This is a genomic window from Arthrobacter sp. G119Y2, assembly GCF_038069765.1.
Classification (GTDB): Bacteria; Actinomycetota; Actinomycetes; order Actinomycetales; family Micrococcaceae; genus Arthrobacter_B.
Genome location: NZ_JBBPFS010000007.1, coordinates 143,346 through 161,172, shown reverse-complemented (window position 1 = coordinate 161,172; position 17,827 = coordinate 143,346). Strand labels below are relative to the sequence as shown.

The window sequence follows — 17,827 nt, the reverse complement described above, 5'->3', positions numbered from 1 at the left end:
CCGGTTCCCGGGATCAGGTTTCGAACTTGTACCCCAGCCCCCGCACCGTCACCAAGTGCCGCGGAAGGGAGGGATCCGGCTCGATCTTTCCCCTCAGCCGTTTTACGTGTACGTCCAGGGTTTTGGTGTCGCCCACGTAATCGGCACCCCAAATCCGTTCGATCAACTGCCCCCTGGTCATCACCCGGCCGGAGTTGCGCAGCAGCATCTCCAGCAGTTCGAATTCCTTCAGCGGCAGCGGAATATCCGCTCCGTTAACCGTGACCACGTGCCGGTCCAGGTCCATGCGCACCGGACCTGCTTCCACTGTTGGACCGGACGCGTCACCGCCGTCGCCCCGGCGGCGCAGGACCGCCCGGATCCGGGCCAGCAGTTCACGGGAGCTGTACGGCTTGGTGACGTAGTCGTCCGCGCCGATCTCGAGGCCGACCACCTTGTCGATCTCCCCGTCCAGGGCAGTGAGCATAATGACCGGCACATCGGAGCGCTGGCGGATCTGCCGGCAGACCTCCGTGCCCGGCTGCCCCGGCAGCATCAGGTCCAGCAGGATCAGGTCTGCGCCGCGCCGGTCAAACTCGGTCACGGCGTCGGTGCCGTTGTCCACCACGCAGACCTCGAATCCCTCCCGCCCGAGCAGGTAGGAAAGGGGGTCGCTGAACGACTCCTCGTCTTCGACTATCAGAATCCTGGTCAAGCACTGACTCCTTGTTCCTGGCTGCCGCCGGCCGGCGCCGCCCTGCCCCTGGGGGTGGCCGCGGCACGTTCCTGCGGGCGCACCGGCGCAACTTCCGCAGACTCCATTTCCGGCAGCCTAACGGTAAAGGTGGACCCCTGCCCCGGCTGGGACCAGAGGGTGATTTCTCCTCCGTGGTTAGCCACCACGTGTTTGACGATGCTCAGGCCCAGGCCGGTTCCCCCGGTGTGCCGGGACCGTGCACTGTCAATCCGGTAAAAGCGTTCGAAGATCCGCTCCTGGTCGTCGGGGTGGATTCCCGGCCCCTGGTCCGTGACGGCAACCTGTGCCATGCCGTCACGGGAGCGCAGTCCTATCCCCACCCGGCTCCCTTCCGGCGCGTACCGGATGGCATTGTCGATCAGGTTGCGGAAGGCGGTGGTCAGCATCTTCGCGTCCCCGTAAACGGCCCCTTCAACGGCGCCGCCGACGACGACCGTCGTGTTTCTGTTCTCCGCGGGCAGACGGTTGGCCTCCACCGCATCGGCGACGAGCCGGTTGATGTCCACCTCGCGGGCCCGGTCCACCATGTCGGTGCTCTGCAGGCGTGAGAGTTCAATGATGTCCTGCACCAGGGCGGTCAGCCGGGAGGACTCCTTGCTCATTCTCGCGGCGAAGCGACGCACGGCCTCTTCGTCGCCGGCGGCATCGTCCAGCGCTTCGGCGAGCAGCGAGATGGCACCCACGGGGGTTTTCAGCTCATGCGAAACGTTGGCGACGAAGTCGTTGCGCACCTCTTCGGTGCGGGCAATCTCCGTGTGGTCGTCAGCCAGGATCAGGATGTATTCCTCTCCCACCGTGGACACCCGGACCTGCAGGATGGTGGTTCCCTGCCCCAGCGGGCCGCGCTGCAGCTCCAGCTGCCGTTCCTCAATGACGCCGTCACGCCGCACCCGCGCCGTCAGCTCCAGCAGTTCGGGCGGAACCAGCGTGTGCCCGCGGACAAGGCCGAAGGCATAGGCTCCCGGGCTTGCCCGGACCACGCCGTCGACGGCGTCCACCACGATGTAGGCCCGCCCGATTGCGGCCAGCACCTCAGCCGCGCCGTCGGGGATGGCCGGCTCGTCGCCGGCCGCCAGTTCCCGGCGCTGGTGCCGGGACACCACATAGCCAAGCACGCCGAACACTCCCACGGCCAGGCCGAGCACTCCGGCAACCAGGCCCAGCAATACAGGATTCACTCTCCTAGCTTAGGCTGACGGCCGGGCCCCGGGGTGACCCGCGGTGGCATAAGTCCCCGCGTTAAACTAACGTTCATCTGAAGATGCCCAACGGTTAACCCGCTGCTGAAATCCTGCCAATGCGGCTGTGACAGGCAGCTAAGGGACGTTGGACGAGTGCTGTACAAGTGAAAGGACCCGAAGTGCGTAAGGTTTTTCAAGCCGAGCTTCATCAGATTGGCGAAGAGCTGACCCAGATTTCCGAGCTCGTCACCGAAGCGATGCAGAAAGCCACCCTCGCCTTCGAAGGTGCGGACACCGAGCTGGCGCAGGACGTCATCGCCGCCGATGCGCGGATTGATTTCCTCCAGAATGACCTCGACGAGCGTGCCATCGACATCCTCGCGCTGCAGGGCCCCGTCGCCAGCGACCTGCGGATGATCGTGGGATCACTGCGAATGAGCGCATCGCTGGAACGGATGGGCGACCTCGCCCGCCATATTGCCCAGCTGGCACGCCTGCGGTACCCCGAACAGGTTGTTCCCGAACCGATGGTGGACACGTTCAGCGAAATGGCGCGCCTGGATATCCGTATTTCAGAGCTGCTGACAGAACTCCTGGAGACGCGCAACCTGGATCTGAGCACCGAGATTTACGCCTGCAATTCCCGCATCAACGAGCTGCATGCGGGTGTTTTCAAGGCCGTGGCCGCTCCTGACTGGCAGGTGTCCGCGGTCAGCACGGTGGACCTGACTTTGGCGAGCCGCTACTTCGAACGCTTTGCAGACCACGGGGTTTCCGTGACGCGCAAGGTGAACTACCTGGTCACCGGGGAATGGCAGCCACTGTCCGAGTCCAGCCGGTAGGCGCCCGGCGGAAGGAACAGGCATAACAGGAAAGGGCGGCCCCACGGGGCCGCCCTTTCCTGTTATGCCTCGACCGTACCGGGACGGACGCTACTTCTTTTTGCCCTGATTGGCCACAGCCTGGATAGACGCTGCTGCAGCTTCCGGATCCAGGTAGGTGCCGCCGGCCTTCACGGGCTTGAGATCCTCATCCAGTTCGTAAACCAGCGGAATGCCGGTGGGGATGTTCACGGCGGCGATATCGGCGTCGCTGATGCCGTCCAGGTGCTTGACCAGCGCGCGCAGGGAGTTGCCGTGCGCTGCGATCATCACCGTCTTGCCGGACTTGATGTCCTGGGAAATGTCGGATTCCCAGTACGGCAGGAAACGCTCCAGGACGTCCTTGAGGCACTCGGTCCGGGGCAGTTCATCCTGCGCCAGATCCGCATACCGGGGATCGTGCGCCTGGGAGAAGTCGCTGTCGTCGGGCAGGGGCGGCGGCGGGGTGTCGTAGGAACGGCGCCACAGCATGAACTGCTCCTCGCCGTACTCCGCGAGGGTCTGCGCCTTGTCCTTGCCCTGGAGCGCACCGTAGTGCCGCTCGTTCAGGCGCCAGCTGCGCTTCACGTCGATCCAGATGCGGTCCGCGGCCCCCAGGGCAATGTTGGCCGTATTGATGGCCCGCTGGAGACGCGAGGTGTACAGGATGTCGGGCAGGATGTCGGCTTCCACCAGCAGCTCGCCGCCGCGGAGGGCCTCGGCCCGGCCAAGGTCCGTCAGATCCACGTCCACCCAGCCGGTGAACAGGTTCTTTTCATTCCATTCGCTCTGGCCGTGGCGCAGAAGGATCAGTTTGTAAGTCATATATGTCATGGTAACGGAGGACCCGGCGCCGGGGCAGGCCGGCGGCCCGCTGCGGATGCCTGCATGCCGTTCCCGCAGAACAGTCCCGCGCACGTCCGTCAGCGGTGCCCCTCATGCAGCCCGCGAGGTCCGCGTCCTGAGGCACACCGCCCGGCCAGTAACATTGTTTGGTGCAAAAACCGCAAAAACCCGTAGGAAATGTGACCAGGGGCACTACAAACCCTAATAGGCTCCGGCGCGTGGACCGCTGGCTGGCCGGTCCGCAGGGCTGGCGGCTGCGGCGAGCCGCAGATCCCCTCATCGTTGACCTTGGCTACGGCGCCGCTCCCACCACCGCCGTCGAACTCCACACCAGGCTTGGCCGCATCCGTCCGGATGTCGACGTCGTGGGCATCGAGATCGACCCCGTGCGCGTCCGCTCGGCGAAGGCGCTGGAACGGAACGGGCTGTCCTTCCGGCAGGGCGGTTTCGAGCTGCCGGTGGACGGGCGCCGGCCGGTCATGGTCCGCGCGTTCAATGTGCTGCGGCAGTATTCCGAGGACGAGTACGGGGCTCACTGGGATATGGTTCGGTCCCGGCTGGCTGACGGCGGGATTTTCGTTGACGGGACGTGTGATGAAATCGGCCGCCGCTCAACGTGGGTGGAGCTGGACTCCGGCGGTCCGCTGTCGCTGAGCATTTCACTGCGGTTCGGCGCGTTTGTGCTGCCCTCTGATGTGGCCGAGCGGCTGCCCAAGGCGCTGATCCACCGCAATGTTCCGGGCGAAAAAGTCCATGCCCTGCTTCAGGCCATGGACACCGCGTGGATCCAGGCCGCTCCGCAGGCTTCCTACGGCAACCGGCAGCGCTGGCTGGCCATGTGCGCGGCCCTGCGCGCTGCGGGGTGGCCGCTGCTGACCGGCCCCGCGCGGTGGCGCCTGGGCGAGATCACCGTGGCCTGGGACGCCGTCGCACCGGCCTGAACCGGCCTGAACCGGCTACCAGCGGCCGTAGGGTCCGGAAGATCCCCGGCCGGTGCCGCTGACTGAGGGCTTGACGTCAGCCAGGTAAACGCAGGCCGCCACGAGTCCCGCTAGGGTAAACGGCAGCAGGGAGCCGGGGCTCAGCGTACCGAGGATGCCCACGGCAGTCGCAGCTCCGGTCATGCCCATCCAGAAGCCCTTGGTCCGTTTGCCGGTGGCCTCAAAAATCGCAGGCTTGCGCCGTACGGCATCGGAAAACGCCCAGAGCGCAATCACCAGCGTGGCCAGGCCGAGGGCCCGGTAGAACAGCGGCTCGAGGAGGAAGACGTAAATCACTGTTTCAGCCTACCGTGCCAAGGCCTGGGCGAGGTCGGCCCAGAGGTCCTCGGCGTGCTCGATGCCCACCGAAAGCCGCAGCAGGTTCTCCGGAACGGACTGCGGCTCCGCCGGCTGGCGGCGGCGGCGCTCGATCAGTGATTCCACTCCGCCCAGCGACGTGGCCGGCAGCCACAGACGCACGTTCTCGGCCACGGCCTGCGCCGCAGCCGCCCCGCCGGCAACTTCGATGCAGAGAATCGACCCGAAGCCGTCCATCTGCTTTGCGGCCCGCTCATGCCCCGGGTCGCCGGGCAGCCCCGGATAGCGGACGGCCTCCACCGCCGGGTGCACAAGCAGCCGCTCCGCCAGGATTCCCGCCGTGGCCTGCGAGCGCTCCACGCGCAGTGCCAGGGTCCGCAGGCCGCGCAGTGCCAGCCACACCTCAAACGGACCGCCCACGGCCCCGTGCAGTGACCGGTAGCTGTGCAGGCGGGTCCGCAGTTCCTCGCTGGAGGTGGCCAGTGCGCCGAGAACCACGTCCGAATGTCCGGCCAGATACTTGGTCACCGAGTGGAGGACGACGTCGGCTCCGAGCTCCAGCGGGCGGGTCACCATGGGAGTGGAGAAGGTGTTGTCTGCGACAACCAGCGCACCGACGTCGTGGGCGGCGGAAGCCAGGGTCTCGATTTCGGCAACCTCGAGCATGGGGTTGGTGGGACTCTCCACCCACAGCATGCTGGCCGGACGGGAGTCTGCCTCTTCTGTGCCGGACCCGCGCAGGGCGGCCGTCACTGCATCGGTATCGGCGATGTCCACGGTGCGGACGGTAAACCGCCCGTTGGCAGCCTCTTCCTCCGCCAGCAGCAGCGAGCCCTGGTAGCTGTGCCGCGGCATCACCAGGATTCCGCCGAGGGGAATCAGGGAAAGAGCGGCCGCCACCGCCGCCAGCCCGGAGGAATAGACCAGCGCAGGAAGCGCGGCACCTTCGAGCTCGGACAGCGCCGCTTCAAACGGATCCCAGGTGGGGTTGGAAAAGCGGCCGTACACGCGCTCGCCGCTGGCGGGGGTACCCGCGCCCTGGAAAGTGGAGGAAAGCACGATCGGCGGATTGACCGGAGCATCGGGTCCCCGCTCCGGCCTGCCGGCCGATACGGCGACAGTCTCACGGGCGAGGTTGGCGGAATGGGAGTTCGGCTCAGGGGTCATTGAAACAGCCTAGTGCGCGGCGGAAACACGTGCCATTGTGTCGTTCCCGCGGGTTCCCTGCACGGCGCTCTAGACGAACTTGCCGCCGGGCGTCGGGTCCGGGTCGCCGGGCTGCCGGAGCGAGACGATCGCCAGGACCAGCATCAGCACCGCAGCGAAAGCTATGGACGCCCCGTTGAACCACAGGTCCAGCACGAACCCGATCCCGCCGCCTCCCGCAAAGCCGAGCAGCACCAGGAAGAAGAGCCCCGACCAGAAGAGATTGGGTTCGCCGTTGATCCCCTTCCTGGAGAATGCGGCCTGCATCAGGAAGTTGAAGGCCATCTGCACCACAAACGTCACGGCCACGGCGCCGTAGAGCATGCCGTGGTTCTTGTGGAAGGAATTACCCATGCCGCCGGCCACGAAGCTCACGCCGTACGCGATGAACCGTGGATCCAGGTCGGTCAGCGCCGCCAGCAGGGTACCGATGACAAGGAGGGCAAACAGGGAGAACAGCATGCCGGGGGTAAAAGACCTGCCGCTGCGCAGGAAGGCCGTCATCAGGACCCCGGACAGCGCGGATCCCACCCCGAAACACAGCACGGAGACTATGGCCGGCACGAACCTTCCCCAGTCTCCGTCCACCAGGTAAAAGCCGCTGGAAACCACGTTGCCGGACTGGACGGTGGCGAAGGTGTCTGCATGGGCCAGCGTCCAGGCGTTGAGCAGCCCGGCGGTGAAGGCGAGCAGGAAGCCGATGAACGGCTGTTCCATCAGCGGAAACCGGATGACCTCCGGATGCTTGTACACATACTGCACGCCGGCAGGGGGTGTTGGTGGAGCACTCATGGGCTCGCTTCTTTCCGGAGAGGATGGCCGGCGGGCGAGTGCCCCGTTCGCCGCCCGCGCTGCTGTGGCCGCTTGTGTGATGCCCGGACGAACCGGACACTGCTCCGGCTTTGCCGTCAGCCCACCTACTTCACGGTAGGCGGGCGCTCGCGGGTGTGTACACACAGGGGACTGATTCCACGCCGCACGCGGGGTGAATTCGACCGAGCTGGGCGGGGCCCTTGGCTCTTCGCTGACTTCCGTGGCGGATCAGTATGCCCGCGTGGCTGCCCGGCGCAGCGCAGCCCTTTCGGATCTCCTCAGCCAACTCGCCGGGCCCTTGGAGCAGGCCCCGGCGGCAACGGCTTCCCAGCCGAACTAGGTAGGCTAGGCGGGTGAGTATTTCCAATTCCCCCGCCCGCCCTGCCGGCCTGTTCATTACGTTCGAAGGCGGCGACGGAGCCGGCAAGTCCACCCAGGCCCAAGAGCTCACTGCGGCGCTGGAAGCAGCGGGCCGGACAGTTGTCCGCACGCGCGAGCCGGGAGGAACCCCGGTGGGCGAGCAACTGCGCTCGCTGGTGCTGGAACACGGCAACGGGGAGATTGACGCCCGCACCGAGGCCCTGATTTTCGCGGCGTCCCGGGCCGCCCATGTGGCGCAGGTAATCCGGCCGGCCGTGGAACGCGGAGATGTGGTCGTGTGCGACCGCTATATCGACAGTTCCGTGGCCTACCAGGGCTCGGGGCGTTCCCTGGGCACCGACGAGGTCCGGCAGCTGAACGTCTGGGCCACCGAGGGTTATTCGCCGGACCTCACCGTGCTGCTGGATGTCGATCCCGAACAGGGCCGGCTGCGGCGCACCGCTCACCAGGCACAGGAAGACCGGCTCGAATCCGAACCCGATACCTTCCACCTGCGCATCCGCAGGGCTTTCCTGGAACAGGCCCGGAACGATCCCGCGCGCTACCTGGTGCTCGACGCCGGCCGGCCTGTGGACGAACTGGCGGAGGCCATCCTGGCCCGGGTTCAGGAGCTGCTGCCGTGAGCGTCTGGGACGACCTGCAGGGCCAGGACCCGGTAGTGGACCAGCTGCGGCGCGGAGCCGCGCAGTCCACCCCCAACCATGCCTGGCTGTTCACCGGCCCGCCGGGCTCCGGCCGGTCCAACGCGGCCCGCGCTTTTGCCGCTGCGCTGCTCTGTGACCAGCCTGATCCGGCCGCACGCGGCTGCGGAGAATGCAAGGCCTGCCGCACGGCGCTGGCCGGTTCCCACGCCGACGTCACCTCCGTCACCACGGAAAAGGTGACGATCAGCATCGTGGAGGCGCGCGAGCTGGTGCGCAAAGCCCAGGACAAGCCCTCCACCGGCCGCTGGCGCGTCATCATTGTCGAAGACGCCGACCGCATGCAGGAACGCAGCACCAACGTGCTGCTCAAAGCCATCGAAGAACCGCCGCCGCGGACCATCTGGCTGCTGTGCGCTCCCAGCCCCGGTGACGTTCTGGTCACCATCCGTTCGCGCTGCCGGGCGGTCAGCCTGCGCCTGCCTCCGGTGGAGGATGTGGCCGAGCTCCTGGTCCGCCGGGACGGCATCGACCCCGATGTTGCCCGCGACGCGGCCCGGGCCGCGCAGAGCCACATCGGCATCGCCAAGCGGCTGGCCACCGACGAGGGTGCCCGCAGCCGGCGCGAGTCCATCGTGCGGCTGCCGCTGTCCCTGCGCAACGTCAGCGGAGCCATGAAGGCTGCCGCCGATCTGGTGGCCCTGGCCGAAGCCGAAGCCACCAGTTCCTTTGAACAGCGCGACGCCGCTGAACGCCGGTCGCTGCTGGCCTCGCTCGGTGCACCCGAAACCGGCACCGTTCCCCCGGCCATCCGCAGCCAGGTGAAACGCTTGGAAGAGGACCAGGTGCGCCGGGCGAAACGGTCCAAGAATGACTACTTTGACCGGGCGCTCACGGACTTGCTGTCCTTCTACCGCGATGTCCTGATGCTCCAGCTCGGCAGCGGGGACAGCCTGGTGAACGAGAACCTGCGCCGGGAACTGACCGAATACGCCTCGCACGGCTCACCGGAACAGACGCTGCTGCGCATGGAAGAAATAAACGTGGTCCGGCGGCGTCTGGTCTCCACGAACGTGGCCCCGCTGCTGGCCATCGAGGCCATGGCGGTTAGCCTGTTATAACGGTGTCCGGCCATGCCCCGGCCGCTTCCCCAAAAACACCCATTGCCACCAGGAGCAACGATGACCCCAGCCAGCCGCCGCTTCCCCCGACTCGCGCTGGCTGCAGCGTCCGCCGTCGTCGTGCTTGCCGGCATGACCGCCTGCACCGGTGAGAACCCGGCGGAGGAAACCAGTGCCGCGCCGCAAGCCGGCACCACCTCATCCGCCGCGGCGGAGGTCATCGGCGACGTCCCCGAGGACCTGCTGCCCTACTACAGCCAGGAGGTTAGCTGGGGCGGATGTGAAGCCGGCGTCGCCGACCAGTTCCGGTGCGCCACGGTGGAGGTGCCGATGAACTATGCGGATCCCGGCGGGGAGAGCATTGACCTCGCTGTCATCCTCGCCGAGTCCGACGGCAGCGCGCAGGGGACCATCCTCGTCAATCCCGGCGGCCCCGGCGGCTCAGGGTATGACGCCGTCAGCGAGAACCTGCAGGGAATCACCACCGACCGGCTCCGGGAGAACTTCAATTTTCTCGGTTTCGATCCCCGCGGCGTCGGCCGTTCCACACCCGTTCAGTGCCTGACCGACGAAGAGCTGGATGAGGAGCGGTCCGAGTATCTGGACCCCTCCACCCCGGCCGGCCTTGCCGCTTCCCGGGCCAGCGCCCAGGAACTCGCGGACAAATGCGCCAAAAACTCCGGACCGGTTTTGGGGTTTGTGGACACCGAGAGCGCGGCCCGGGACATGGATATCCTGCGTGCCGTTGCCGGTGATGAAAAACTGAATTACCTGGGCTTCTCCTACGGAACCTTCCTCGGAGCGACCTACGCCGAGCTGTTCCCCGAGACCGTGGGTCGAATGGTGCTGGACGGCGGACTCGATCCGGCGGCGAGCAACGAGGAAATCACGCTGGGCCAGGCGGAAGGCTTCGAAAAGGCCATCCGGGCGTATGTCGAGGATTGCCTGTCCTCCGGCAGCTGCCCCCTGTCCGGCACGCCGGAGCAGGCCATCGAGACCATCCGTGCGCTGATCGCCTCGGTGGAAGCGAGTCCGATGACCGCGAAGGACGGCCGGATGGTAACGGTCTCCACCTTCGTCAGCGGCTTCATTCTGCCGCTGTACAACGACCAGAACTGGCCCGTGCTGACCCAGGCCCTCGAGGCCGCCCTGCAGGGGGATCCGTCGCTCATGCTGCGGCTGGCCGACCTCAGTGCCGACCGGGATCCTGACGGAACCTACGCGTCCAACAGCACCGTGGTCTTCAGCGCCATCAACTGCCTGGACTATCCGATGACCAGCGACGATCAGCAGATGCGCAGTGATGCCGAAGAACTGGAAAAGGCATCCCCCACCCTCGGGAAGTATCTGGGCTACGGCGGCATCACCTGCGAGGCCTGGCCTTATGACGCGGTGAACGAACCGCACGAGATTCACGCTTCCGGTGCCGATGACCTGCTGGTTATCGGAACCACCGGAGATCCGGCCACACCCTATGAGTGGTCCGTCTCCCTCGCCGAACAGCTGGATTCCGCTACCCTCGTCACCTGGGAAGGCGAAGGGCATACCGCCTACGGCCGCGGAGACGAGTGCATCGCCGACACGGTGGACGACTACTTCATCGACGGCACGGTTCCGTCCGAGGACAAGGTCTGCTCCTAGGAACTGTTGCCCCAAACTGCCCAGCCGGGTTTTCCGGCCGGGCAGTTTGCCTTTGCGGGCACCGCCGTCGTTGTCCCCAGGCGCCGTCCGCTTTCTGCTGGCGCGATGCCTGGGTGACGGGGCTGTCGGGGCTGTCGGGCCCGTGGTTCTTCGGCAGCGCCTTCAGCCGCCGCCCTTTGGCGTATTTGTTCAGCCGGTCCCTGCTGGAGGACAGGTTTGACCGGGGCGGCACGAAACTGGTCCAGCTTTTACGTCGGCTGCTTCCGGTGCCCCGGCCCACCCGTTTTGACCAGCCGCCCGATGGCATATAAAGTTGTTCCTTGTGGATTCTGGCCGTTAGCGGACCGATGAAGCCCGCCTCCTTAGCTCAGTTGGTAGAGCGTCTCACTCGTAATGAGAAGGTCGCCAGTTCGATTCTGGCAGGAGGCTCCAGAGGAAAAGCCCTCGGAATTCAATTTCCGAGGGCTTTTTTGCGTCCGCAGCCGGCCACCCGGGCCACTGGTATGACTCGCAGGGAGACACGCGCCCAACACGGCCAGCGCGGTAGCCCGGGTTGTTCCCTGCCGTTTCCGTCCGTCTGCGGTCCTCTCAGCCTATTCCCCCGTCCTGAACACAGAAAGGCGCATGTCCCGCCCGGCGGGACATGCGCCTTTCCTCCGGTCCGCTATGCGCCGGGCAGATACCGGGGCGGAGCTGGCCTGGGCCGGCCCGGAGACCGACTCAGGCCTAGAGGACCCAGTGGCTTAGGCGAAGTCGGCCGTGGCCGGGTCTGCTCCGTAGCGGGTTCCGTTGTCGAGCGCGTTGATGGCTTCGATGTCCTCATCGGAGAGCTTGACGTTCAGCGCCTCCCAGTTTTCCTTGATCCGGGACTCCGTGACGGACTTGGGGATCACAATGCTGCCCAGTGCCAGGTGCCAGGCGATGACCACCTGGGCCGGAGTGGCGCCGTCGTACTTGGCGGCAATTTCGGCCAGCTTCGGATCTTCGAGCAGGCCCTTGCCGGAGCCCAGCGGGGACCAGGACTCGTGCAGGATGTTGTGCTTGGCCTCGAAGGCGCGCAGCTCGGCCTGGTTGAGGTAGGGGTGCGTCTCAACCTGGTTCAGGACCGGGACAACGCCGGTGGCGTCGATGATTTCCTGCAGGGCTTCAACCGTGAAGTTGCAGACACCGATGGACTTTACGCGGCCCTGCTTCTGCAGTTCGATCAGGGCCTTCCAGGTGTCCACGTACTTGTTCTGCTTGGGCTGGAGCCAGTGAATCAGGTAAAGGTCCAGGGTTTCCAGACCGAGGCGCTCCATGGAAGCGTCGAAAGCCTTGAGAGTTTCTTCGTAGCCCTGGTCCGCGTTCCAGACCTTCGTGGTGATGAACATGTCCTCGCGCGGAACCGAGGTGGCGGCGATGGCGCGGCCGACGCCGGCTTCATTGCCGTAGATCTTGGCGGTATCGATGTGGCGGTAGCCGGCGTCGAAGGCCTGCCCCACAACCTTCTCGGCCACCGAATCCTCGACCTGCCACACTCCGTAGCCAAGCTGGGGAATGGTGTTGCCGTCATTGAAAGTCACAAGCGGTGAAGTAGTCATTCGCCTATCCTTGCAAACCGCCGGCTGAAATCCGCTTTCCGTGACGCCTCTATGCTGGACGCGAAAAAAACGTCCGCCCTATTCCCGATCTGCGGAAAATTCTTCAGGTATTTTACGGTGCGCCGACGGCGGCTTTCAGGGCCCGCTCGGCCTCCAGCACGTCTTCGGCCACCAGCCGGGCGCGGCGGTGAACATTCTCCAGGCCGGCGGACGCAAACCCCCACCGCTCGCCTTCCAGCCGGGACATGGCCGCCGCCTCGGCGGTGGCCGCCAGGGAGTTGCCGCTGCGCGAGAGCGCCCGGTGCACTGCAATCAGGGAGCCGGGGATGTCCTGGCCGTCGCTCGGCAGGCGCCGCTGCGCGGTGACGCAGACTTCCCGGACCCGGGGCAGCAGCTCGGCCAGTCCGTTGGCGACGGTCACCAGCTCGTTGTACACGGCGTCGTCTTCCACGCCTTCCAGCATCTGGTGGTAGCGGTCCAGGCCGCGGGTGAAGCGGTCATGGGCGCGGCGCCACACACCTTTCCCGAGCTGGGTGTCGTCCTTCCGCCCCTGACGGGCGGCTGCAAAAAGTGCCATTGGTCCTACAGGTACTGGCCGGGACCGGCATGCGGCTCGGGATGGGCGGAAGAGGGACGGGATTGTCCGGCGGGATCGGCGCGCCGGGGCTCGCCGTTGTCACCGATGACGACGCCGGGCGCCAGCACCGTGCCGGGCGGCAGCTGTCGCAGCTGCAGCCGGGACGCCATCTGCTGGTTGGCCGTCTGCTGTGCGGCTATGGCGGTTTGGATGCCGCGGAACAGCCCTTCGAGCCAGCCGACCATTTGGGCCTGCGCGATCCGCAGCTCGGCGTCGGTGGGCACGGTCTCATCCAGGAACGGAAGATTCACCCGGTGGAGCTCCTCGACCAGTTCGGGGGCAAGCCCGTCCTCCAGTTCCCGCAGTGAGCGTTCATGGATTTCGGCGAGGCGGTTGCGGGCGGCATCGTCCAGCGGAGCATTACGGACTTCTTCGAGAAGCTGCTTGATCATGGTGCCGATCCGCATGACTTTGGCCGGTTCATCCACCAGATCGCGCAGCTTGGCCGGGCCGGAGCTGCCCTCTCCGCTGTGCCCGTGACCGCCAGGGCCTCCGCCGCCGTCGGGTACGGCAACTCCGTCCCCACGAGAGCTCCCCGGAGAGCCGTCACCGGCAGTCCGGGATTTAACGGGCGGATTGCTTGACGGCGTGTCATCGGGGCGGCCGCCGGAATCGTTGGAGCTTGATGAAGTGTCGGAACCGGGCGCAGGCGCTACATCCGGCCGGGCGGCGGATCCGTTCTCGTCAGTCATGCGTTAATGCTCTCATGGTTGGGGTTCAAAGCCGGGTGCCGGGTCAGCTTTCCAGCTCCTCCGTCCGCATTTTCGCGTATTCGCCGTCCGGACTCAGTCCCGCCACCTGCTGCCCTGCGTTGAGCTGGCCGGCCGTGTAGTGCCGGTCATCGAATTCCGGCCCGCCCGCATGTTCTTCTTCCGGCAGGTTGATGTCGTCAGCCAGATGCCCGTCCTCGCCGACCGGCTCCGGGGCGGGCAGGCTGATGTCTTCCCGCAGGTGCTCGTCCTGCGGCAGGTCATTCGAGTTCTTGTGCTTTCCCATGATCCACCGTAGGCACCGGCCCCGGCTGCGCTCAAGGCCTAGTTACGAAACGACACAAACCCCGCGCCCTGCATCAAGAGACGACGACGGCGGCACCCGGGCAGGTGCCGCCGTCGTTTCCGCGGGTGTTCGATCACGGGAACACCCGCCGCGCCGGGCTCCTCAGGTGCGCTAGCAGCAGCGGCCCTCGGGGCTGGAGTCCTGACGGTCCATCTTGTCCTTCCAGAACTCCCGCTCACTCAGCAGCGGTCCGGTGCAGCCGGTGGACTCATGGAAGGCGACGTATTTGCGGTACGCGTCCTCCCCCATGACATCCCGGAAGAACCGCACGAAACCCCGCAGTCCGTCCTTTACCGTCCCGGTGCTCATGAGTGCGCCTTCCTGACAACCTTCCGGTCCGCGGGCAGCGCGTCCCACTGCGCCTGGAGCTCCTTTTCCGCCGGCGTCGCCAGGAAGCCCGCCGGGGCGAACATCCGGGAGGGAACGGCCGGATCTTCGGCGCTGGGAGAACCGCCGGCGCGGAACGAGCGGATGCTGGCAATGACCGCGGTGATGATGACGATGATTGCCAGCGTCACAAACACAATGGACAGCGTGCCCTGGATGAACGTGTTCCGGACGACGGCTTCCATGGCTTCCACCGTCTTCGCGGTGCCGAAGCTGGTCTCGCCCCGGTCCAGAGCTCCCTTGAAGGCATTGTGCTGCGCCCAGTAGCCGACAGCCGGAACCGGGCTGAAGATCTTGTACATCGAGGCGGTGATGGTCACCACGGACGCGAAGGCCAGCGGCAGCACCACAATCCAGATGTACTTGAATACGTTCTTCTTCGCGAGGATGGCCAGGCAGATGGCGAGCGCAATCGCCGCGAGCAGCTGGTTGGCGATGCCGAAGAGCGGGAACAGGGTGTTGATCCCGCCGAGCGGGTCCGTGACCCCCATGATCAGGATCGAGCCCCAACCTCCGACCATGACGGCCGTACAGATCCAGGCTCCCGTGCGCCAGCCGGTATCCCGGAACTTCGGGATGAAGTTGCCGATGGAGTCCTGCAGCATAAACCGGGCCACGCGGGTGCCGGCGTCAACGGCGGTGAGGATGAACAGGGCTTCAAACATGATGGCGAAGTGGTACCAGAACGCCATCATCGAGGAACCGCCGATGAGGCTCTGCATGATCTGGGCTAGGCCGACGGCGAGGGTTGGTGCGCCGCCGGTGCGCGACACGATGGATTCCTCCCCCACGTTTGAGGCCATGTTGGTGAGCATGTCCGGGGTGAGGTTCACGCCGGCAAGTCCCAGGCTGTTGACGAACGCGACGGCGCCTTCCACCGTTCCGCCGGTGGCGGCTGCGGAGGAGTTCATGGCGAAGTAAATGCCGCGGTCAATGGAAATGGCGGCGACCAGGGCCATGATGGCCACGAAGGATTCCATCAGCATGCCGCCGTAGCCGATGAAGCGGGTCTGGCGTTCCTTTTCGATCATTTTCGGCGTGGTGCCGGAGGCGATCAGTGCATGGAAGCCGGACAGGGCACCGCAGGCAATGGTCACGAACAGGAACGGGAACAGCGGACCGGCCACAACCGGGCCGTTGTCGGCAGAGGCAAATTCGCTGATCGCCGGAACGGTGATTTCCGGGCGGACGATGATGATGGCCACCGCGAGCATCACGATGGTGCCCACCTTCATGAAGGTGGAGAGGTAGTCGCGCGGCGCGAGCAGCAGCCAGACCGGAAGCACAGCGGCGATGAAGCCGTAGATGATGATCCCCCAGGCGATGACGGTCTTGTCCAGGGTCAGGGCGTCACCCAGTGCGGTGTCCGCGATCATTCCGCCGCCGATGATGGCCAGCAGCAGCAGAACAAAGCCGATGACGGACACCTCGGTGACTTTGCCCGGGCGCAGGAAGCGCAGGTAAACGCCCATGAACAGTGCAATGGGAATGGTCATGCCCACGGAGAAGACACCCCACGGGCTTTCCGCCAGGGCGTTGACGACCACCAGGGCCAGGATGGCGACAATGATGATCATGATGGTCAGTGTGGCGATCAGGGCCGCGGTTCCGCCCACCCGGCCCAGCTCCTCGCGGGCCATCTGGCCCAGGGACCTGCCGCCGCGGCGCATGGAGAAGAACATGACCAGGTAATCCTGGACGGCGCCGGCCAGGACTACGCCGATGATGATCCAGATAGTGCCGGGCAGATACCCCATCTGTGCGGCGAGGACCGGGCCCACCAGGGGGCCGGCTCCGGCGATGGCGGCAAAGTGGTGTCCGTACAGCACCCGGCGGTCGGTCGCGGCATAGTCCTTGCCGTCGGCCTTGTACTCGGCGGGGGTGGCGCGCCTGTCATTGGGCTGCAGGAGCTTGCGCTCAATGAACTTGGAATAGAAGCGGTACGCGATGAAGTAGGTGCAGACTGCGGCGAAGACAAACCAGATGGCATTGACGGTTTCCCCGCGGACCAGTGCCAGCATGTACCAGCTGACCCCGCCCAGCAGGGCGATGCCGGACCAGACGGCGATCTTCAGCGGCGTCCAGCGGCGGTCTTCGGCCTCAGCCGTTTCGGGGTCCAGCGCAACCGGCGGAAGATCGGGATCCTGCACCAGGACGTCACTGTCCTCAGGCTGTCCGGGGGCGGCCCGGTGCCGGCGATTCTCACTCATGGGGGTCCCTTTGCTTGCGGTAAGAACTCGGAAAGGCCGGGCAGTGAGACCGGCCCAGGAGACGGAAAACCCGCACTCTTGCCACCGAGATTAGCAGTGCACCTGTGATGTGCTCCACAAAGTCCGGACACGGTGCCCGCAGGGCGCGCCGCAGCACCGGCGGATGCCGCCCCGCGGGACCCCGGGCGGCGTATCCGCCGGTTGGTTCCGGCGTTCAGATCAGGCAGGCAGCCCGGCTCAGGTGGTCAGGAGGATCTTGCCCGTGTGGCGGCCTGAATCGAAGTACTCGTGCGCCGCACCGGCGTCGGCCAGCGGGAAGGTCTTGTCCACCAGGGGACGGATTTTCCCTGCTTCCACCAGGGGCCAGACGTATTTGCGGACGGCCTGCATGATGGCGGCTTTCTCCTCAGCTGGCCGGGACCGCAGCGTGGTTCCAATGACCGCGAGCCGCTTGCGCATCACCAAGTTGAGATCGATTTCAGCCTTGGTGCCGCCCTGCAGCCCGATAATGACCAGCCGTCCCGAGACCGCCAGCGCTTCGAGATTGCGCTGCAGGTACTTTGCGCCCATGACATCCAGAATGACGTCGGCGCCGCGGCCGCCTGTGGCTTCACGCACCCGCTCGACAAAGTCCTCATCCTTGTAGTTGATGAGCACCTGTGCGCCGAGGGACCGGGCCAGTTCCAGTTTTTCGTCCGAGCCGGCCGTCACCATGGGCACGGCACCGAAGGCGGCCACCATCTGGATCGCCATGGTGCCGATGCCGCCTGCGCCGCCGTGGATCAGGACGTGGTCCCCCTCAGTCACTCCGGCTGCCATGAACAGGTTGGAGAAGACGGTGGCCGCTGTCTCGGGCAGCGACGCCGCGGAAATGAGGTCCAGCCCTGCCGGAACCGGAAGGACCTGGCCTGCCGGAACATTGACCTGCTCGGCATAACCGCCGCCCGTCAGCAGGGCGACGACGTCGGCCCCCACCGACAACCCTTCCACACCGTCTCCGACGGCGGCGATCCGGCCCGAGACCTCCAGACCGGGGTACTCCGAAGCGCCCGCTGGCACCGGGTAGTGCCCCTGCCGCTGCAGCACGTCTGCCCGGTTCAATCCGGCAGCCGCCACATCGATGAGCACTTCCCCTGGTCCCGGGACCGGCGCGGGCACATCCTGCACCTGCAGTGCGTCCGGGCCTCCGGGCGTAGTGATGACAACTGCTCTCATTCTGTCCTCCACGGGGTG

Annotated in this window: 19 protein-coding genes and 1 tRNA gene; 7 read left to right on the top strand and 13 right to left on the bottom strand. The window is 66.0% G+C overall.

What is annotated here, in order from left to right; all coding sequences use genetic code 11:
- Nucleotides 1-13: 13 nt before the first annotated feature.
- Together WKB88_RS15555 and WKB88_RS15550 are read right to left on the bottom strand one after the other, a co-directional pair.
- Nucleotides 14-694 carry a response regulator transcription factor gene (locus tag WKB88_RS15555; RefSeq protein WP_341395454.1) on the bottom strand — a complete coding sequence of 227 codons (681 nt, stop codon included), beginning with the start codon at nucleotides 692-694 and terminating at the stop codon, nucleotides 14-16.
- Nucleotides 691-1,914, bottom strand: a complete 1,224-nt coding sequence (locus WKB88_RS15550) for a sensor histidine kinase (protein ID WP_341395453.1) — start codon at nucleotides 1,912-1,914, stop codon at nucleotides 691-693. The genes WKB88_RS15555 and WKB88_RS15550 overlap by 4 nt, the downstream gene beginning before the upstream one ends.
- Nucleotides 1,915-2,096: 182 nt before the next feature.
- On the opposite strand from WKB88_RS15550, the gene phoU reads away from it, so the two are divergent.
- Complete coding sequence (gene phoU / locus WKB88_RS15545) at nucleotides 2,097-2,759, top strand: phosphate signaling complex protein PhoU (protein ID WP_268910053.1); 663 nt, start codon at nucleotides 2,097-2,099, stop codon at nucleotides 2,757-2,759.
- Between the two features lie 90 nt (nucleotides 2,760-2,849).
- Here the strand turns inward: phoU and WKB88_RS15540 are convergent, their stop codons facing one another.
- Nucleotides 2,850-3,602 (bottom strand): phosphoglyceromutase, encoded by a 753-nt coding sequence (locus WKB88_RS15540; RefSeq protein ID WP_341395452.1) that lies wholly within the window; start codon nucleotides 3,600-3,602, stop codon nucleotides 2,850-2,852.
- Nucleotides 3,603-3,841: 239 nt separating this feature from the next.
- On the opposite strand from WKB88_RS15540, the gene WKB88_RS15535 reads away from it, so the two are divergent.
- Nucleotides 3,842-4,564: a class I SAM-dependent methyltransferase gene (locus WKB88_RS15535; protein ID WP_341395451.1), complete on the top strand. Its 723-nt coding sequence runs from the start codon at nucleotides 3,842-3,844 to the stop codon at nucleotides 4,562-4,564.
- A gap of 15 nt (nucleotides 4,565-4,579) precedes the next feature.
- On the opposite strand, the gene WKB88_RS15530 is transcribed toward WKB88_RS15535, so the two are convergent.
- From WKB88_RS15530 to WKB88_RS15520, 3 genes are all read right to left on the bottom strand, one after another.
- Nucleotides 4,580-4,900, bottom strand: coding sequence for a DUF2516 family protein (locus WKB88_RS15530; protein ID WP_341395450.1), 321 nt, complete (start codon nucleotides 4,898-4,900; stop codon nucleotides 4,580-4,582).
- A 9-nt stretch (nucleotides 4,901-4,909) separates the two neighbouring features.
- On the bottom strand, nucleotides 4,910-6,088 hold the full coding sequence (locus tag WKB88_RS15525; protein ID WP_341395449.1) for a trans-sulfuration enzyme family protein: 1,179 nt from the start codon (nucleotides 6,086-6,088) through the stop codon (nucleotides 4,910-4,912).
- Nucleotides 6,089-6,157: 69 nt separating this feature from the next.
- The gene (locus WKB88_RS15520; protein ID WP_341395448.1) at nucleotides 6,158-6,919 is read right to left on the bottom strand and encodes a YoaK family protein; all 762 of its coding nucleotides are present in this window, start codon (nucleotides 6,917-6,919) and stop codon (nucleotides 6,158-6,160) included.
- A gap of 193 nt (nucleotides 6,920-7,112) precedes the next feature.
- On the opposite strand from WKB88_RS15520, the gene WKB88_RS15515 reads away from it, so the two are divergent.
- The 5 genes from WKB88_RS15515 (at nucleotide 7,113) to WKB88_RS15495 (ending at nucleotide 11,156) form a co-directional block, all read left to right on the top strand.
- Nucleotides 7,113-7,280 (top strand): hypothetical protein, encoded by a 168-nt coding sequence (locus WKB88_RS15515; protein ID WP_341395447.1) that lies wholly within the window; start codon nucleotides 7,113-7,115, stop codon nucleotides 7,278-7,280.
- 13 nt (nucleotides 7,281-7,293) lie between these two features.
- Nucleotides 7,294-7,944 carry a dTMP kinase gene (gene tmk, locus WKB88_RS15510; protein ID WP_341395446.1) on the top strand — a complete coding sequence of 217 codons (651 nt, stop codon included), beginning with the start codon at nucleotides 7,294-7,296 and terminating at the stop codon, nucleotides 7,942-7,944.
- A complete protein-coding gene (locus WKB88_RS15505) occupies nucleotides 7,941-9,083 on the top strand; it encodes a DNA polymerase III subunit delta' (protein WP_341395445.1) in 1,143 nt (380 codons plus the stop codon). The genes tmk and WKB88_RS15505 overlap by 4 nt, the downstream gene beginning before the upstream one ends.
- Nucleotides 9,084-9,143: 60 nt before the next feature.
- Nucleotides 9,144-10,724 (top strand): alpha/beta hydrolase, encoded by a 1,581-nt coding sequence (locus WKB88_RS15500; protein ID WP_341395444.1) that lies wholly within the window; start codon nucleotides 9,144-9,146, stop codon nucleotides 10,722-10,724.
- A gap of 356 nt (nucleotides 10,725-11,080) precedes the next feature.
- Nucleotides 11,081-11,156: transfer RNA gene (locus WKB88_RS15495), tRNA-Thr, on the top strand.
- A gap of 311 nt (nucleotides 11,157-11,467) precedes the next feature.
- Here the strand turns inward: WKB88_RS15495 and WKB88_RS15490 are convergent.
- The 7 genes from WKB88_RS15490 to WKB88_RS15460 all read right to left on the bottom strand — a co-directional run bounded on the left by WKB88_RS15490 (nucleotide 11,468) and on the right by WKB88_RS15460 (nucleotide 17,809).
- Entirely contained in the window at nucleotides 11,468-12,304 is an 837-nt protein-coding gene (locus WKB88_RS15490) for an aldo/keto reductase (RefSeq protein WP_341395443.1), read from the bottom strand.
- Nucleotides 12,305-12,416: 112 nt separating this feature from the next.
- On the bottom strand, nucleotides 12,417-12,881 hold the full coding sequence (locus WKB88_RS15485; RefSeq protein WP_341395442.1) for a hypothetical protein: 465 nt from the start codon (nucleotides 12,879-12,881) through the stop codon (nucleotides 12,417-12,419).
- Nucleotides 12,882-12,886: 5 nt separating this feature from the next.
- Nucleotides 12,887-13,633 carry a bacterial proteasome activator family protein gene (locus WKB88_RS15480; RefSeq protein ID WP_341395441.1) on the bottom strand — a complete coding sequence of 249 codons (747 nt, stop codon included), beginning with the start codon at nucleotides 13,631-13,633 and terminating at the stop codon, nucleotides 12,887-12,889.
- 43 nt (nucleotides 13,634-13,676) lie between these two features.
- A complete protein-coding gene (locus WKB88_RS15475; protein ID WP_341395440.1) occupies nucleotides 13,677-13,937 on the bottom strand; it encodes a hypothetical protein in 261 nt (86 codons plus the stop codon).
- Nucleotides 13,938-14,108: 171 nt separating this feature from the next.
- Nucleotides 14,109-14,306: a YbdD/YjiX family protein gene (locus WKB88_RS15470; RefSeq protein ID WP_341395439.1), complete on the bottom strand. Its 198-nt coding sequence runs from the start codon at nucleotides 14,304-14,306 to the stop codon at nucleotides 14,109-14,111.
- Nucleotides 14,303-16,594, bottom strand: a complete 2,292-nt coding sequence (locus WKB88_RS15465; RefSeq protein ID WP_341395438.1) for a carbon starvation CstA family protein — start codon at nucleotides 16,592-16,594, stop codon at nucleotides 14,303-14,305. Before WKB88_RS15465 ends, WKB88_RS15470 begins: the two co-directional genes overlap by 4 nt.
- Before the next feature lie 237 nt (nucleotides 16,595-16,831).
- Nucleotides 16,832-17,809 (bottom strand): NAD(P)H-quinone oxidoreductase, encoded by a 978-nt coding sequence (locus WKB88_RS15460; RefSeq protein WP_341395437.1) that lies wholly within the window; start codon nucleotides 17,807-17,809, stop codon nucleotides 16,832-16,834.
- Nucleotides 17,810-17,827: the final 18 nt, after the last annotated feature.

Bases quoted from the DNA above. Each gene is read 5' to 3' on its own strand.
- WKB88_RS15540 (WP_341395452.1), bottom strand. From the start codon at position 3,602: ATGACTTACAAACTGATCCTTCTGCGCCACGGCCAGAGCGAATGGAAT.
- WKB88_RS15525 (WP_341395449.1), bottom strand. From the start codon at position 6,088: ATGACCCCTGAGCCGAACTCCCATTCCGCCAACCTCGCCCGTGAGACT.
- WKB88_RS15520 (WP_341395448.1), bottom strand. From the start codon at position 6,919: ATGAGTGCTCCACCAACACCCCCTGCCGGCGTGCAGTATGTGTACAAG.
- WKB88_RS15500 (WP_341395444.1), top strand. From the start codon at position 9,144: ATGACCCCAGCCAGCCGCCGCTTCCCCCGACTCGCGCTGGCTGCAGCG.
- WKB88_RS15490 (WP_341395443.1), bottom strand. From the start codon at position 12,304: ATGACTACTTCACCGCTTGTGACTTTCAATGACGGCAACACCATTCCC.
- WKB88_RS15485 (WP_341395442.1), bottom strand. From the start codon at position 12,881: ATGGCACTTTTTGCAGCCGCCCGTCAGGGGCGGAAGGACGACACCCAG.
- WKB88_RS15480 (WP_341395441.1), bottom strand. From the start codon at position 13,633: ATGACTGACGAGAACGGATCCGCCGCCCGGCCGGATGTAGCGCCTGCG.
- WKB88_RS15475 (WP_341395440.1), bottom strand. From the start codon at position 13,937: ATGGGAAAGCACAAGAACTCGAATGACCTGCCGCAGGACGAGCACCTG.
- WKB88_RS15470 (WP_341395439.1), bottom strand. From the start codon at position 14,306: ATGAGCACCGGGACGGTAAAGGACGGACTGCGGGGTTTCGTGCGGTTC.
- WKB88_RS15465 (WP_341395438.1), bottom strand. From the start codon at position 16,594: ATGAGTGAGAATCGCCGGCACCGGGCCGCCCCCGGACAGCCTGAGGAC.
- WKB88_RS15460 (WP_341395437.1), bottom strand. From the start codon at position 17,809: ATGAGAGCAGTTGTCATCACTACGCCCGGAGGCCCGGACGCACTGCAG.